Genomic DNA, 16,642 nt, shown 5'->3' with positions numbered 1-16,642 from the left:
ATCACTGTCAAGGCCGGATCCCCTACCCCCCAAGGCCCTGTTTGTGGCCAACACGTTCCGCAGGTACGGCAACACGGATGCCGTACCTGCGGGAAAGGGACGAAGATAAGCCAGATGAGTTTTCCCGCCCACGGCATCCAATACCCCCACCATCCTACGCGCCCACAACCCTCGCTTCGCACGGCTGTGTGTGTGCTGGTTGGGTTGACGATAGGACTCAACCTGGAACTAATCGGGCGGATTACCGGCAGCGAGCTGGTTTTGCTATTTCTTTTGCCGATCCTGATCGTCACGCACAGCATTCCACCACTGCCTCCACCAATCCGGCGGCTGATTTTCTTATCGTTTGTATGGTTTTGTGCGCAATTGATCAGCGATCTGGTCAATCATACCAGTTTCGACAACATGGCACGCGGCATGGCACGCGCCATGATGACGGGGGCGTTGCTGCTGGGTTATTACAGTCTGGGGCTGGATAATCGCAAGCGGGTCATCGTTCTCTTCACCGCCAACGCTATCGGACTGGCTATCGGCTACCTTTTGGAACCGAGTGAACTGATTCAAGCTGATTCTTGGAAATTCGGTTATGGGCGGCCGGTCACCATGCTGGCGGTTGTGGCGGCCGGCATGCTGTGGAGTGCGCGCCTGCCGCTCTTGGCAATCGGCCTGTGCCTTGTGACGGTAGTGGTCAATCTGGTGCTGGGATTCCGCAGCATGGCCGGCATGGTGTTCATGGTGGCACTGGGGATCGCCATGGTTCCGTTCCTGGAACGATGGTTCAAGAATGGCTCGATGTCGAAGATTTTTTTGGTGTCCATATTCCTCATCGGTGGAGCCGGTATCATCGTCGAGATCTATGAATACACGGCTTCCGAGGGGATGTTAGGTGAAGACGCTAAATTGAAGCTGTCTGCGCAGACTGAATCTTATGGCCTTCTTCTTTCAGGGCGAGCCGAAGTATTTGTGTCCAGCCTGGCGATTATGGACCGCCCATTTTTCGGCCATGGATCGTGGGCTACCAGCGATTATTACTATGATATATTTATGGATCATTTCGGATATTCATTAACCAGCCTTCCTGACACCCCAAATCCGATCCCAACTCATTCATTCCTTTTCGGTGCTTGGACGGAAGGAGGGGTTTTCTCGGCTCTTATCTGGCTTTATGTGCTTGGCCTGCTGATCAGAGTCTCTTTCAAGCTGATCCGGCAACCTGGATTGGTCCACCCCATCTCATTGTTTTGTTTTTTTGACTTGAGCTGGAATGTTTTCTTCTCTCCGTACGGCCTCGATGGCCGCGTCAACGCTTGCTTTGAAATCGTCGTTCTGACGATGCTTCTGTCCGCACCGCCGACGCCGACGCCGTCTCGGCCCAGACCACAGCCTCATCCCCCCCTGCCCTCGGGGGCAGCATGACGTCACCGTTTCAGATTATCACGTCAAACGGTTTTGCTCGCTATAACTTGGCCGACGCGTCGGCAGAACTGGCGAGCCGGGGTTGCTTGGCGCGTCTGATGACGGGGGCTTATCCGACCGGAATGGCATGGCGTTCGGCAGAGCGTCTGGGCGTGACCAAACAAAGAAAACTGGCGCGCCTGGCTGCGCGTGGTGTCGATGTTCCGCCATCCCGCATTGATGCGCTGTGGACGACGGAAGCCGTGCACGCCAGCGGCATGGTGCTGCGGCGGCTGCCTGCCGCGTTTCATCGACTGGCGGATTGGCTGGACATCGCCGGCTACCGCCTGTATGGCCGTCAAGCGGCCCGGATCATCGCGTCTGCCGATACGTCCGTGCCGACGATCTATCATTATCGGTCGGGGTTCGGGCAGGAGTCCGTCGCATGCGCCCGTGCCCGCGGTATGATCGTTTTGTGTGAACACACCATCGCCCATCCTCGTTTGGTTGATTACCTGACCAGACATGGGGGCCGGTTTCCGCCGCCCGGCGCGCGCCCGGCCCCGAGCCGCTTCTGGCATCACATCCTCGACGATGTGGAACGTGCCGAGCATGTGGTGGTGAATTCCGATTTCGTCCGCCAGACCTTTCTCCATCAGGGCTGGCCGGAAGACCGGGTTCATGTAGTCTACAGCGGGGTCGATCAGCCCTGCCTCGACCAGCTGCCGCAACGGCGGCCTGTCACAGGCCAACCCATGCGCTTGTTGTTTACCGGAGGACATGATCCGCGCAAAGGGATCGACGTTTTAATAAACGCCCTATTCGGTTTGGACGATATACCGTGGCGCCTTGACATTGTTGCTGGTGTCCATCCCGATGCCAAGCAACGGTTCAGCAACTTCCTGGCCGACCCACGAGTGCGGGTGTACGATCTGGTTCCCCGCTCCGAATTGACGGCGCGCCTGACGGCTTCCGATATTTTCGTCTTTCCTTCCCTGGCCGAAGGATCGGCGCGGGTGGTGTTCGAAGCGTTGGCCTGTGGATGCTTCGTCATCACCACCCCCAACAGCGGCAGCATCGTTGAACATGATCGCCATGGCTTCCTGGTACCGCCGGGCGATGCGGAGGCGCTGCGGGCCGCGTTGCGCCGGGCATTCGCCATGGGACGGGACCGGCTGGCGGCAGCCGGCGCGGCAAATGCCGCATTGATCCGTACCGATTACAACCAGCACCGTTACGGCGACCGCTTGACGGCCCTGTACGAGAGGCTGCTGGCCATGCATGCCTCTTTCCCCTAGCCGTTCCGGCACAAAGGCCCACCTTTCGATGACCGTTGTTCCAGCCCGTCCGCTTCGTCTGGCTTATCTGGTGAGCCACCCGATTCATTATCAGGCTCCCCTGTTGCGCATGATCGCGGCCCAGCCGGACATTGATCTGACCGTGTTCTTTCAATCCGACTACCTTCTGCGCCCGACGGTCGATCCCGATTATGGGGTGACAATCGATTGGGAAACCGATCTCATCGGCGGTTTCAACAGCGTATTCCTCCCACGGATCGGCTCCGGCAATCAGTTCAGTTTCTTTCGGCCCTGGACCTACGGCTTGTGGAGGCGGCTGGTTGCCGGACGCTTCGATGCGCTGTGGGTGCATGGCTATGCCCGTTTCGACAACATCCTGGCGATGATGATGGGACGAGTGCTGGGACTCCGCATCCTGGTACGGGACGAGGTTACACAGGACAGCAAGGCACGCGGCCCGATCCGCTCCGGGCTGAAGCGGCTGTTCTTCCAGTTTTTGCGCGGGCTGTGCGATGGTTTCACCGTCATCGGCACGCGCAACGCCGCCTATTATCGCCAGAACGGGATTCCCGACCAGCGGATGTTCCTCGTGCCCTACGCTGTGGACAACGCCTTTTTTCAAAACCGTTCCGCCGCCGCGGGCCGGCAAAGCCCGGACCTGCGCCGGGAACTGGGGCTGGACATGAATGTTCCGGTCATCTTGTTCGTTGCCAGGCTGCTGGAACTGAAACGGCCTGATACGCTGCTCGCGGCCTATGCCAGGATCGCCGGCGGGGCGGAAGCGGAACAGCCCTATCTGGTTTTCGTCGGGGATGGGCCGATGCACGAGTCCCTGGCGGCAGAAGCCGCGCGCCTGGGTCTGAACCGCGTGCGCTTCGCCGGGTTCGAAGGTCAGTTGCGCTTGCCGGCCTATTACGCCATGGCCGACGTCTTCGTGCTGCCATCGGAATGGGAGCCGTGGGGGCTGGTGGTGAACGAAGCGATGAGCTGCGGGGTGCCGGTAATCGTCAGCGACCGGGTGGGATGCCAGACCGATCTTGTGCGTGACGGAGACACAGGCCTGGTGGTTCCTACCGGCGATATTGACGCTCTGGCCGCGGCGTTGCGCCGGTTGCTGACCGACCGCACTGCAGCGGCGACCATGGGCGAGGCCGGGCGGGCGCTGATCGACCGCTGGGATTACGCCGCGGACCTGCGCGGCCTCCGGCAGGCGCTGGGGGTGCCGGACCCCCTGCCCGCGCCGTGATGGCCCACGCGATGAAAATTTCCATTGTCACCATCAGCTATAATCAGGCCGAGTTTCTGGAGCGGGCCATGCGCTCGGTCTTGGAGCAGGATTATCCCAACATCGAGTACATCGTCGTCGATCCCGGTTCGGTCGATGGCAGCCGGGCGCTGATCGGCCGTTACGGCCATCGTCTGTCCCGCGTTATCCTCGATCCCGACAATGGTCCGGCGGACGGCCTCAACCATGGGCTGGCGGTAGCAACGGGCGAGGTCTTCGCCTTTCTCAACGCCGATGATTACCTTCTCCCCGGCGCGGTCGGAGCCATCATGGCCGGCTTTCGCGCCCACCCCGACAGCGACGTGCTGTATGGCCACGGCTCTATCGTGGATCTTCGCCACGGCCGGAGCCGCCGGGTTTTGGCCACGGCACCGATCACACCTTGGCGGCTGGCCCATGGCGGGGTGTTTCTGCTGCAACAGGCCAGTTTCTATCGCACCGATGCCGTGCGGGCGGTGGGCGGTTTCAATGCAGCCAACCGCACCTGCTGGGATGGTGAACTGATTGCGGAATTGCTGCTGGCGGGCCGGCGTTTCCGGCTGCTGCCGGCGGATCTGGCGGTGTTCACGCTGCACGCGCAGTCCATCTCCGGAACGGGGGCGCTTGAGGACCGGTATCATGCCGACTGGACGCGGATTTGCCAGCGTCTCACCGGACGGGGGCCGGATTGGCTCGACCCGGCCCGGCGTCTGGCGGCGCGCAGCCTCAAATGGGCCGGCAACCCACGGGCCTTGGCCGTACGGCTCGGCTGGGGCTGGTCATGATGACCGCCATCCGCAACCGTCTTTTCCAGGGCAGCTTTGTTCGTAACGGGGCCGTGCGGCGGCTGGCCCTGGGCGTGGGGATTCAGGGGCTGACCTTTGTGATCCAGACGCTGCTGCAGTTCCTGTCGGTCCCCATCTGTCTGTCGGCATGGGGTCCGGTGGTCTATGGTGACTGGCTGGTCCTGATGGCGGCGGGTGGCCTGCTGATGGTGGCGGATTTCGGGATGCAAGGCCATCTGGGCAACGGTCTGCGGGCGGCCTGGGCGCGCGGCGAACAGGCCGCCGGACAGCGCATCCTCCAGGCGGGGCTGGGGACTTATGCACTGTCGCTGTCGGTGCTGCTTGCCGTGCTTGCGGGGTCCCTGATGCTGTTGGATGTTCCGTCCCTGCTGGGGGTCGAACAGCTAGAGCATCCGCAAGCAACCCTGGTGCTGCTCGGCCTATCAACCCTCCTGCTGCTGCCGCGGGAACTCACGCTGTCGGTCTATGCCGCCCGCGGCCAGTTTTCCCGTCAGGTCGGCGACTTTCTCGTGCTGACATCCGCCCAGCAGGGAACCGTGATCGGCGTCACGTTGGCTGGGGGCAGCCCGATACAGGCGGCGGCAGCCTACGGCACCGTCAGCCTGCTGGTGGGATGGGGTGTTTCGCTCTGGTCGTTGCGGCGGCGCCATCCCGACGTTGCCTTCATGCCATGCCGTCCCGCGGCGGCAGAGTTGTGGGAGCTGGCTGTAAAATCTCCGTTCTACGGCCTCCAGCAGAGCGGCGGCGTGCTGCTGGTGCAGTTGCCGGTCATTCTGCTGGGCCGTCTGTCGTCGCCGGGGGCGGTGGTGGTCTTCAGCACCATGCGCACCCTGACCGGGGTCATCCGCCAGTTCGCCAATCAGTTCGCCACCGTTGCCGGGCTGGAGATGGCGCATCTTTATGCCCGTGGCGACGTTGCCGGCACCGCCCGCCTGCACCGCATCCTGTGCCCGGTGGCCGGGGCCGTCATCGGGACCATCAGCGGCGTGACCCTGGCCGTCGGCCCCTGGTTTCTTGGTCTGTGGACGCATGGAAACGTGGCGTTCGACCGGCCGCTGGCGGCCACCTTCGTCGCGGCGGCGGTCTTGATGACGCCGGCCTATTGCGCCATGGGCCTGCTGCGCCTGATTGGCCGCCCGCAGCCTCTGGCGCTGGCTATGCTGCTCCAGGCCGCCGCCATGATCCTGCTGGCCCTCATTCTGATCCCTGACCGGGACGCTCTGGGGGCGGCCATCGCGGTGGGGATGGCGGAGATCATGGTGGCAACCCCGATCATGCTTCGCGCGGCCTCCAGGGCGCTTTCCTCTCCCATTCTTCCGGTTCTGGTCCGCACATACGCTGCCGCAGTGGTTGCCGGGGGCTGTTGTCTGGCGATGGCGGCCGGGATACGCGCCGCCATCGCCGGGTGAAGGGGCGCCCGATGATACACATCGATGATGATCCTCGAAACCAGTGGGCAGGGATGGGACCGATAGAAACCAGGGCGCGGGTCACCGTGGCGATCCTGACCCTGAACGAGGCTGGACGCCTGCCTGCGTGTCTGGCCGCCGTGCCGCCCGGCTATCCGGTCCTGGTGGTCGATTCCGGCAGCACCGACGCCACGGCCGACATTGCCCGCAACGCGGGGGCCAGGGTGCTGGTCAATCCATGGCCGGGCTATGCCGCGCAACGCAATTTCTGCCTCGACGCCTGCCGCGGGCTGGCAGACTGGGTGCTGTTCATCGACGCGGATGAAATTTTCCCCCCGGCCTTTTTCGATTGGCTGGACAGGAACGTGTCCGCCGGGGCCCCCGGCTTCGATGTGGTGCAGATTCCGTCCGTGCTGATCTGGGATGGCCAGCCGTTGCGCCATGCCCCCGGCTATCCGATCCATCATCCCCGTCTGGCACGGGTGGAAACCGTCCGTTTTGTGCCCAACGGGACAGGGCATGGGGAAACCGTCGCCGAACCGTGCCGCCAGATCCGCTGCCCTATTCCCTATGACCATTTCTTCTACGACGGTGATCTGGCCGGTTGGATGCGCAAGCATATCGGGCTGGCACGGCAGGAGGTCTCGTCGGCCGAAGCCGCCGGAAAAACGGCCCACGTCACCTTCCGCGCTCTGCTCAACCGGCTCGCCGGGTGTGGGGCATGGCGGATACCGGCGCGGTTCCTTTACCATTATGTGTGCCAGGGGGGCTTTCGTGACGGCCGGGCCGGTTTGGCCTATACCCTGATGTACACATGGTACGAGGCGACGAAATGGACGTTGCGCCGCGCCGGACGGCGGCCCTGATTGCGACACACATCGCACCGGCCCGCGGATTCGGGGGAGTGGCCGAATGCGCGGCGGCCTTGGCGCAGGCCTGGGCACGGCGGGGCCATGCCTTTTCGGTGGCCGTCAGCGACGGATCCTGCGGACCGGCCTTGCGGGCAGGGGATCTTGACCTTCCCGCTCGGGCCACGGTCCGGCTGTATCGGGCGGCATGGCCTGTCCGCTGGGGGTTTGGTTGGGGGGCGATGACGACTGTCTGGGCCACCTGCCGTGATGCCGGCAGTTGTTACATATGCGGCATCGCCACATGGCCGACCACCCTGGCCTATCTGTTCTGCCGCTGGTTGGGCCGGCCTTATGTCGCCGCCACCCACGGCGGTCTGATGCCCGCCCACGTCGCCCATATCCGACGGAAGAAGCCGTTGAAATGGCTGTTTTACCGCCTGCTTGTGCTGCCGGCCCTGCGCCAGGCCGCCGCCGTCCATGTCACCAGCGGCCTGGAAGGAGACGGGGTGCGCGCATGGCTGCCGGACGCAGCCATCGTGGAAATTCCCAACGGAATTGACATCGGCTTCTGGTGGACTCCACCTCGCAGGCGTGCTGCCGGTGACGGGCTGCGGCTGTGCTACGTCGGCCGGCTGAGTCGGGAAAAGGGCATTCTGGGATTCTTGAAAATATGGGATCGGATCCGCGGCCCGGTCGATCGCCTGACCATTGTGGGAGAAGGGAACGGTGATTACGCCGCGGCAACCCATGCCATGGCCACGCGGATCGGTAACGCCGTCAGGCTGATGGGCTCCCTGGATCGTGCCGGTGTGCGCCAGGCGCTCGCGGATTGCGATTTCCTGGTCTTGCCGTCGGGGCTGGACGATGGCGACGTCCGGGAAAACTTCGGGATCGCCGCAGCGGAGGCGCTGGCTGCCGGACGGCCCTTGCTGGTCCCGCGGGGCTTGGCATGGGACATGGCCGAACGTGAAGGTTTCGGCATTCTGTTCACCCCCGACGAAGCGGGGGTGGCGGCGGCTCTGCAGCGGGCGGCGGCAGCGGATCCGGTGGCCTGCGCACAGGCGGCAACCACCTGGGTTGCCGCCCATTGCGATCTCGATGACACGGCGGAACGGCTGTGGCGGATCCTCTACGCATCGGCCAATCCCGATCCGCGACCGTAGGGTCGCGGCTCTGCGTTCCATCATCCGCTCACCTCCTACCACCCGACAAGCGGTGAGCTTCCCCCGTCATGCCTAGTTTCTGTAACTGCCAAGGCCATCCTTATCCAAGGCGGCGGAACAGGACATCGGCTTGCACCGGGTTGCCCGCGGCATCCCAGCAGGGCTGCCAATACACCGTGGCCTGAAATCCCGCTGCGGCAAGAAGATCGGTAACCTCGTTGATTAGACCCTGCCCCTGATAGAGTTCGACAAACGAGCACTCCACATAGACCCAATCGAAGCAGGGCAGCACGCCGGCCGCACCGCGCAGAACCCCTATCTCTCCCCCTTGAGTGTCGATTTTCAGGAGGGATGGCGCTTGCAGATCTGTTGCACTCACGATCTCATCCAGCCGGACAGCCGCGACCGGCTCCTCTCCCACCTCTTGGGTCCCGGGGAACTGCGCGGTTTGCCGCTGGGAGATCGGGTGCAGCGATGAGCTGTCCATGCGGGCGGAGACATGCATGGTGCGTTGCCCGGACGCCTCCGCCAAAGCCAGGCAATGCCTCACGAGCCGGGGTTCGCTTCCGCTCCATGCTCCCAGCCGGGTAAAAGCTGCCGCCAGAGGTTCGAAGGCATACACCCTTGCATGTGGGAACAATTCCAAGGCCAAAAGGCTGAATTGCCCCTTGTTGGCCCCCACGTCCACGACGGTGCGGACATCACCCAGGCCGCGCAACAAGGCTTCGTGCTCAATGCCCGCGGCCACACCAGCCAGAAGCCCGCGGCAGAAACGCGGCGTCCGTACCAGCACGGCGGCTTTGCGCAGTTTACGGGCAAGCTCGCTCCAAAACCTGCCGTTCATGATCCACTCTTTCCCCCGATTGCCGTTTCAAGAGCGGCGCAAAAGCGTGGCCCGATCCGGTCGATATCGAACGCAGACCGGGCGTAACGCCGCTGCCCGGCGGCCAGGCGGGCACGCAAATCCAGGTCATTGCGCAGGCGGCGGGCGGCGGCGATAAAACCGCTCCGATCGGAAGCATCGACGCACACGCCCGCCTCCTCCCGTTCGATCACGCGGCGCGCCAGATTGGACGCCGGTGCCGCGGCAAGGATTGGCCGCTCAGCGCAAAAATAAGAGTAGATCTTCGATGGGGCTGATATTACCCCGGCGAAATCCTCCAGAAGAGTCAGAAGCGCGTCACCGGTTGCCAGGACATCGGAAACACACTCGAAAGGCTGGTAATCGAAGAGCAGCAAATTATTCAACCCTTCCGCCGCCTTGACCTCTTCCAACTGGGCTCTCCCCGGACCCTGGCTGACCACCACGACCCGTGTTGACGGATCATCACGGTAGGCACGGGCCAAATCGGCCAAAAGACCAGGGTTGTGCTTCATCCCCAAGGTGCCGGCATAAAGAAAGACGAAAACATCGGTCAGACCATGCGCCTTGGCCCACGGATTTTCCTTGGGGCGGACGGTGATCGCGTCAGCGGGTGCCCAGTTTTCGATAACTGTGGTGTGAGGGTGGCTCACCCCCTCCCCTTTCAGGAGTGGGACGAAATCGTCGGTGATCAGGATCAAACCAGCACAACGGCGCAGGGTTTGGTATTCCGTCACCTGCAGGTGACGCAACGCCGCCCACCGTATCAAGGCGGGCCAGCGGCGAACCGCCATGGCGGCACCAACGGCGAACACATCCTGGACCCAGCACACCAGAGGGATTCCCGCCCGGCGCGCCGTTGCGGCAAGCCGCGCTTGGGCCGCCGGCGGGCAATTGGCGGACAGAATGACATCGGGCCGAAACGCCGCGGTACGGCGGCCCAGACAAGAGCCATAGGCCATGTCCTGCATCCACCGACGCACAAGCTGGTATTTCGGCAAGGGCCGCCCCAGTGACAGTCCTTCGACCGTCAGCCCCGGCGGGCCGTCTGTCTGCTGGGCCAGTGGCCCCCGCGGGGATTCCACATCGTCGCAATGCACATGGAGAACCGTGTGTCCTTGGCCAGCCAGCCAACGGCTGAGCTGCAGAGGGAAGGCATAACCCGCGTAATCATGCACAACGATGCGGCGGGGCACCGTCACCGCCTTGGCCCGTGCAGTTCGAGATGCCGTGCCACCTCCTGCTCCGACAACTCGGCCAAGGCGTTCCGGACCAGCGGCCCTACCCCCGGGCGCTCGGCCAACTTGGCCACGAAATCGGGGGAGGTCACCCAGGCAAGACGAATTTGCCGGCGCAGCAGAGACAGCATCTCGTCATCCATCGCAGAGCGCAGAGCCAAAGCCAGTTCCAGGCGCGATGGCATGAGAACCGGTACGAAGGCCCCGGACAGGAACGACAGCCGCAAGGCCGCTACGGCACCATCCTTGTTACCCCGTTGGAAACGCAGCCACGCCAGCCGCGCCCAAGCTCCCGGCTCTCCTGGTCCCGCGGCAAGCCCATCCGCGGTCGCTTGCTCTGCGGCGGCGAGCAGGTCGGCCTGCTCGTTGGGATCAGACGTGGCCAACCCCTGTTTCAGCAGCACCAGACCGCGGTCGAGCTGATAATCGGAGCCTCCCGACCAACGTGCCGCAACGGCCAGTTCTTCCACCGCGTCCACCAGCGCCCCCGCGGTGGGAATGTTGCCTGCGTTCAGGGCCGTCACCGTCTCCTGCACCGCCACCGCATGCAAGGCACTGATAAGTCTGGGAACGGCCAAGGCCAGGGCCAGGGCAGCGAAAACCAGCGTCAAAACCGCCCCCCCACGGTACGAACGGGCGTTGGCTTTGCCGTTATGGCTGGAATCAGTTGTCTGGTCCGCCGTGGTATTCATGGTAGCGTCCATCATAATATCCGTAATCACCGTACCCATAACGGTCATGCTTGCGCTGATTGATTTGGGACAAAGCTATGCCGAAAAGGGGAGCTTGGACACTGCACAGCAATTCGACCCCATTGCGGACGGCATCCCTCGATCGCGAACATCATGGACATCCAGGCCCGCACCGCTGGCCGGTCGCCCAGAGCATTGTGCACATCCAGGGCTTCAATCGAATACGGGCTTCCGCCGTATAGCGCGGCGTGACCTGCTGCAAGCGCAGGAACGTCAGCACTATCACCGGCAACAGACACCCCAGAACCAGATGCGTCCCCCGCCAGAGAATCCGCCAAGCCCAACGCAATTGGCAACCCAATTCATCTTAAGATGTGTTCGTAACGGCAATAGGGTGGGACGATTGTGCTTCCCACCCACGACCATCCGGCGCAGCAACGCCCATCAAAGTTGCAAACCAAGCCGCAGCATGAAGGTGGTCTGCCGGTAACCACCGACTTCGCCTTGGGTTTCCTTAATCTTCTGAACGGCCTCTGCCCCGGCGAACAGCTCCGGTGAGAACGAATACACACCCCGAACACGGGCTTCATACAGCCAATCGGTCGGCGCTTGGCCTGAATTCTCGCTATAGGCTGCGGACAGGAAACCCGACAGAAGGATATTGCGCTCTGCTTCGTAACGCACCAGCACACTGCCAGTGGTCCGCACTTGGCTCGATGCTCCGGTGCGGGTGGTTTCCGCCACGGTCCGTTCGAGGCTTGGCACCACGATCAATAGCTTGTCCGGAGTCCAGTTGAAGGTGGCGCGCACCGAAAGGCCGGACGGATCCTTGAAGCGTGGATCGCGGTAATCCTGTGCCAGATAACCAACCAGGAAATCGCCGCGCAGCAATTGGGAAATATCGATACCGATACCGCCTTCGACCCGGTAGCCATGGCTCGAACGGTCGTAGCCGCTCCGGTCGAACGAATCATCATAGCGCCGGGTGTTGACCGAGGCCTGGGTCACCGCGGCATAGCCGGGGAACATTTCATAGGCACCGCGCAACCGGCCCTCCACTTCCCACCGGTTCCGGTCACCATTGGGTACCGTGGTACCGGTCGAGGTGGAGACGGGATCGAAGGTCAGACGCTGGGCCGTGACATCGCCTGAAAGCGTGTAGCGCCCCAGCTCATGCTTCCCGCCCAGCCGTGAGATCCACCCTTGAGTCGGCGTCGGCTTGAGGCCGCCGGCTTCATCCGGGCTGGAGCGGTCCTCATGACGGGAGAAATACTGGGTGAACAGCGTCAACTCGGACCCAGCCTGGACGTCGTAGCGGCCACTGAGGTCGGTCTGGAAGTCCAGACGATTATCCCGCGTGTAAGTCTGATAATAATACTTCTCGGCCAGCACGCGGAGATTAAGATCATGTTGCGCAAAACGCGAGCGCAAGGAAAATTCGGGCCGGATTTCCGTGTAGAAATCCGATTTGGCATTCTCCCGCGTGGCATAAACGTTGCTGTTGAATGCCAGCTCGCTTTCGACCTTGGGCAACAGAAGGAACAGGCCCAGGTCAACGCCTTTGGGCTGATAAGAATCGGAAAGACGCTTATCGTCGCTTCCACCGCTCACGTCCTGCTCGGGCGATGCCTCGGCCGTGATTTTGGCGCCCGATGTTGTTCGCCGCGGGTCGATTGTTGGTGCGGTTGAGCCTTGGATTTTGATCTGAGCGTGGGCCTCGGCTGTAAGAAAGAAGGAACACGCAACCAGAGCCTGAAGCGCCATCTTAGGCCAACGCAGGCTTTTTCCGTCTTGGGCGCAAAGGCTTTCGATGACCATATGCGAACAACCTACCTTTAACCGCATTCCTCGCGCCCCTGCTTCGTTATTGCCGAAATTAATATGACTCTTTATCACAAAATGCACTGATGCATGCCTTGACTATACCTCTCATCGTAACCGGGAGCCATCACCTCGTTCATGGCGCCTTATGCTACGGTGGATGTCCGCTCTGCCCTTCTCTCTTCTCAGGGAAGAATCGTTCGTCATGTTATCAATTAACACCCTGATTTTCCACGTATTGCTTGCAATTGTTATCCTGGCGCCGTCTCTTCTGGGAGGGAATCGGCCCTGGGCATGGTCGCTGCTGGCGTTACTGGTCGGCCTGCTGGCAGGAGTCTGGTCCCTGCTGGCCGTCACGAATCGTTGCCAGGCGCCGCTGCCAGGCCGGCGGCTGTGGATGATCGCGGTTCCCTTCGGGCTGGCCCTCGCCTGGGCGGCGTTCCAAGGAAGTGGGATCGCCCCTCCCGAGGCATGGCATCCGCTGTGGAAAGAGGCTCTGGGTGTTTTGGGGATCGCCCACAATGGCGCCATCTCCGCCGCACCGGGGGAGACATGGAGCGCGATCATGCGTCTGTCCTGCTACGCAGCGGTTTTCCTTTTGGCAGCGCAGTTGGGCAGAGAGCGCTCCCGCGCCCACCAGGCACTGGTTGCAATAGTGCTGGCCGGGGCGGCCTATGCACTCTATGGCCTCCTGATTTATTTTTCAGGAGCCGAGACAATCTGGTGGCTCAAGAAATGGACCTATCTCGGTGACCTGACATCGACTTTCGTCAACCGCAATGCTTATGGCGCGTACGCCGGCTTGGGGTTGATCTGCGCCGTGGCGATGTTTGCCCACCGGCTGCGGCAGCGACGCAATGAACGCCGTGGCGCTGCGGAGTGGACGGAAACCCTGTTGATCCGGGCCATACCCTATCTGGTCGCCGCTCTGCTGACGGGAACCACCCTGCTGCTGTCTCATTCCCGTGGTGCGTTCTTGTCCAGTGGGTTGGCCCTGGCCGTGCTGATGGTGGCGCTGGCTTTGGGCAGAACATTGCCCCCCCGGTCGGTGCTGCGCATTTCGGCCGTGATCGCCATCGTTGCCATCGTCGCCATCACCATCAACGGTGAGGCGACTCTGGAGCGTCTGTTGGAAACCGGATCCCCATCAGTCGATGAGGGCCGGGAGGAGGTCTACCGTCTGGCAATAGCCGCCATTGCCGATGCGCCCCTGACAGGGCATGGGCTGGGCGCGTTCCAATCCGCGTTCCGCATGTATCGGGATGCCACGCTTCACTCCCCCGAAGATTGGAAATACGCGCACAATGTCTATCTGGAAATGGCTATGGACCTCGGGATTCCCGCGGCTCTGATGTTCTATGCGTCATTGCTGGCGATCGTGGCAAGTTGCAGCCGCGGGCTGTTTCGCCGCCGCCGCGATCAGGTTTATCCAGCGGTGGCGCTGGCTGCGGCCGCCTTGATCGGTGTTCATGGAATCATTGATTTCAGTGCCCAGATGCCAGCCATTGCCATGACCCTGGCTTTGTTGCTGGGTATCGGCCTTGCACAATCCTGGAGTTCACGCCCATCACCAGACGAGGCTGTGGTGGAGGGGTAATTACCCAAAAATAAACGGCGAGCGTTTGAAGGATCGCTTCAAACGCTCGCCGAATATGAAGGGAAGGCTCCGGCCATGAAAGCCGGACGGAGGGATCAGCTTGGGCTTGTGGTCCTGTTGCGATCCAACTCGTTCGTCGGCAGGATGGCCGGCTGCTGGACCACGTTCTGTTGGGGCGCCTGCTGAGGAGTATCCGCCGTGGCGGCCGCCTGCTTGAATTCAGGAGATTTTTTTTCCAAAATATCGTTGATCTGGGAACCGTTGGTCGGGTTGACCTGATTGAGCGTGTTGGTCCGAGCCGCCTGCATGAGCTGTCCGGTCACTGCGGCCACCACGTTGGGAGCGACAGACGACACCGTTTGGGTGCTCACCGCAGCGTACGATTGGGCCATGACGTTGATCGCGGCGGTCGGGGCGCTCTGATAAACTAGCGGGTTGCTGACCACCTGCACCGCGGCGGCGGCGATGACGGCGACCTGCTGCGGAGCCGCAGCCTGGACGGACGGGGCCAGGACGATACGGGCGGCGGTCGTCGCGGTTTGCAACGCCTCCTGCGGCGCATTGGAACTCACGGCTTCCTGGCGCACCGACTGCATCGCCACCGAGGCAATCTGAACGGCAGCGGCAGGGTTGATCGTCAGGATCCTTTCCGCCGTGCTGACCGCCTGCGATGCGGTGGAAGCGGCCAGCGCGGCATTGTTGGTGGTCGCGGCCGCCTGAACGGCGCTGGCAGCCAACTGGGCCGTCGCATCCGGGGCCACCCGCAGAGCTTCGGGCCTGATGAACAGGCGCGCCGCGGTGGTGATGACTTCCTGGGTCTGCTGCGGTGCGTTCTGCTGCACCGGAGTTTCCTTCACGGTGGTCACCGCGGCTTGGGCGATAGCGATGGCCGCCTTGGGGTCAGTATTGAAGATTTGCTGCTCGGCCACCCGCACGACTTGGGCGGCAAGCGAAGCCGCCTGGGTGGCATCATTGCCTGACAGGGTGGTGATTGCACGGGCGATGGCTTCCGGGTTGCCGGCGATGACAGCCGCCCGCAAAGCCGGGGGCAGAGCGTTCAGGTTGGCGGTGTTCTGGGCCGCCTGCCCTTGTGGTCTTTGCCCCTGCTGCTGCGCAACGGCAGGGAGTGCGGTGATCAGAACAGCCGCGGCGGCCACGGCATAAACAGACTTTTTCATAGCGCTCTCCCCCAATACCCGTCGTCAGGAACCGTTCATATCCGGCGCTGCGGCACCCTGATGATATCACCCGGCAAAATGGGCGTCCGCTCCGTAGCACGGTATTCTTTCTGCTTGCCATTGACCATACGGACCAGCATCACGTCACCTTCCCAAGCACGGTAGTCATAACCACCGGCCCGTGCGATGGCGCTCAACACCGTCATGCCGTTGGTGTATGGAAACTCGCCGGGCTGACGGACCTCACCCAGAACATAAAACGGACGGAAGGACTGCACTTCCACAGCGACCTTCGGTGCCTGCAGATAGCCATCCTTCTTCAGCAAGGCCTCGATGCGTTCACCCAGCACCTTCGGGCCGATGCCACTGGCCGGGATATTGCCGACCAACGTCAGGGACAGGGAACCGGACGGATCGACGATGAAATCCCCCGAAAGGGACGGTTCGTTGAAAACCGTGACCCGAACCCGGTTGCCCGGCTCGATGAGATAGCCTTCAGACGGATTGCCCGTTTCCATCGGCGCCATTTCCGACGGCAGCGATACGCCGCCGCAACCGACAAGAGTCAGCGCCATAAGGGCGAACAAGACAGACGCTACAGTGTTCGGTTTGCATGGCATGAGAAAAAGTGACTCCGATATCGAGCATTTTTTGTTCTCTCGGCAATCTATGCCGTGCATCAAAGCCGTTCAAGACCAGACTGGGATCATTGGTTTCCCATTCTGTCTGCACCCGCCGGACGGGCCATCCACATGCCCGATTGGGAAACCAATCACCGCCGAACCTCCCCCATATGGCCCCTTTCCAGCCCGCGCGCCCCCGCCGATCCATGGTTGAGCCGCGGAACCCGTCGGACATCCAGCCGATACGCTGCAACCATGAGACGTCAACCTTTGGCATGCGGATTTTCAACAAGGCCGCTATGCCTGCCCAAGCCCCAGTCTTGCGCCCTTCAGCGGCTCCTCAAAAAGCCCGGTTTCCGGCGTTTTCCCCTTTGGCGATGCGAATCGGTGCTTTCTGCGCCTCATGGTGTCAATGCGTGGATGGAGCACGGGTGTTGGAACGGCA

Annotated in this window: 14 protein-coding genes; 8 read left to right on the top strand and 6 right to left on the bottom strand. The window is 62.3% G+C overall.

What is annotated here, in order from left to right; translation table 11 throughout:
* Positions 1–114 precede the first annotated feature (114 nt).
* From M2352_RS26405 to M2352_RS26375, 7 genes are all read left to right on the top strand, one after another.
* Positions 115–1,416 (top strand): O-antigen ligase family protein, encoded by a 1,302-nt coding sequence (locus M2352_RS26405; RefSeq protein ID WP_264667510.1) that lies wholly within the window; start codon positions 115–117, stop codon positions 1,414–1,416.
* Positions 1,413–2,693 carry a glycosyltransferase family 4 protein gene (locus M2352_RS26400; protein WP_264667509.1) on the top strand — a complete coding sequence of 427 codons (1,281 nt, stop codon included), beginning with the start codon at positions 1,413–1,415 and terminating at the stop codon, positions 2,691–2,693. The genes M2352_RS26405 and M2352_RS26400 overlap by 4 nt, the downstream gene beginning before the upstream one ends.
* Before the next feature lie 28 nt (positions 2,694–2,721).
* Complete coding sequence (locus tag M2352_RS26395; RefSeq protein ID WP_264667508.1) at positions 2,722–3,939, top strand: glycosyltransferase family 4 protein; 1,218 nt, start codon at positions 2,722–2,724, stop codon at positions 3,937–3,939.
* Positions 3,939–4,742 carry a glycosyltransferase family 2 protein gene (locus tag M2352_RS26390; RefSeq protein ID WP_264667507.1) on the top strand — a complete coding sequence of 268 codons (804 nt, stop codon included), beginning with the start codon at positions 3,939–3,941 and terminating at the stop codon, positions 4,740–4,742. The genes M2352_RS26395 and M2352_RS26390 overlap by 1 nt, the downstream gene beginning before the upstream one ends.
* Positions 4,739–6,172, top strand: a complete 1,434-nt coding sequence (locus M2352_RS26385; protein WP_264667506.1) for a lipopolysaccharide biosynthesis protein — start codon at positions 4,739–4,741, stop codon at positions 6,170–6,172. The genes M2352_RS26390 and M2352_RS26385 overlap by 4 nt, the downstream gene beginning before the upstream one ends.
* 86 nt (positions 6,173–6,258) lie before the next feature.
* A complete protein-coding gene (locus M2352_RS26380; RefSeq protein WP_264667505.1) occupies positions 6,259–7,038 on the top strand; it encodes a glycosyltransferase family 2 protein in 780 nt (259 codons plus the stop codon).
* Positions 6,987–8,186 (top strand): glycosyltransferase, encoded by a 1,200-nt coding sequence (locus M2352_RS26375; protein WP_319802077.1) that lies wholly within the window; start codon positions 6,987–6,989, stop codon positions 8,184–8,186. The genes M2352_RS26380 and M2352_RS26375 overlap by 52 nt, the downstream gene beginning before the upstream one ends.
* A gap of 100 nt (positions 8,187–8,286) precedes the next feature.
* Here the strand turns inward: M2352_RS26375 and M2352_RS26370 are convergent, their stop codons facing one another.
* From M2352_RS26370 to M2352_RS26355, 4 genes are all read right to left on the bottom strand, one after another.
* Positions 8,287–9,030 (bottom strand): FkbM family methyltransferase, encoded by a 744-nt coding sequence (locus M2352_RS26370; RefSeq protein WP_264667503.1) that lies wholly within the window; start codon positions 9,028–9,030, stop codon positions 8,287–8,289.
* Complete coding sequence (locus M2352_RS26365) at positions 9,027–10,244, bottom strand: glycosyltransferase family 4 protein (RefSeq protein WP_264667502.1); 1,218 nt, start codon at positions 10,242–10,244, stop codon at positions 9,027–9,029. Before M2352_RS26365 ends, M2352_RS26370 begins: the two co-directional genes overlap by 4 nt.
* Before the next feature lie 2 nt (positions 10,245–10,246).
* The gene (locus M2352_RS26360) at positions 10,247–10,993 is read right to left on the bottom strand and encodes a hypothetical protein (protein ID WP_264667501.1); all 747 of its coding nucleotides are present in this window, start codon (positions 10,991–10,993) and stop codon (positions 10,247–10,249) included.
* 429 nt (positions 10,994–11,422) lie between these two features.
* A complete protein-coding gene (locus tag M2352_RS26355) occupies positions 11,423–12,796 on the bottom strand; it encodes an outer membrane beta-barrel protein (RefSeq protein ID WP_264667500.1) in 1,374 nt (457 codons plus the stop codon).
* A gap of 163 nt (positions 12,797–12,959) precedes the next feature.
* Here M2352_RS26355 and M2352_RS26350 point away from each other — a divergent pair, with 163 nt between their 5' ends.
* On the top strand, positions 12,960–14,396 hold the full coding sequence (locus M2352_RS26350) for an O-antigen ligase family protein (RefSeq protein ID WP_264667499.1): 1,437 nt from the start codon (positions 12,960–12,962) through the stop codon (positions 14,394–14,396).
* Positions 14,397–14,491: 95 nt separating this feature from the next.
* Here the strand turns inward: M2352_RS26350 and M2352_RS26345 are convergent, their stop codons facing one another.
* Positions 14,492–15,574 (bottom strand): hypothetical protein, encoded by a 1,083-nt coding sequence (locus M2352_RS26345; RefSeq protein ID WP_264667498.1) that lies wholly within the window; start codon positions 15,572–15,574, stop codon positions 14,492–14,494.
* Between the two features lie 35 nt (positions 15,575–15,609).
* On the bottom strand, positions 15,610–16,149 hold the full coding sequence (locus tag M2352_RS26340) for a polysaccharide biosynthesis/export family protein (RefSeq protein ID WP_264667497.1): 540 nt from the start codon (positions 16,147–16,149) through the stop codon (positions 15,610–15,612).
* Positions 16,150–16,642 lie beyond the last annotated feature (493 nt).

It is taken from the genome of Azospirillum fermentarium (assembly GCF_025961205.1).
Taxonomy (GTDB): domain Bacteria; phylum Pseudomonadota; class Alphaproteobacteria; order Azospirillales; family Azospirillaceae; genus Azospirillum; species Azospirillum fermentarium.
Note: the sequence above shows the minus strand (reverse complement) of the source record. Positions and strands in the feature narration are given on the sequence as shown.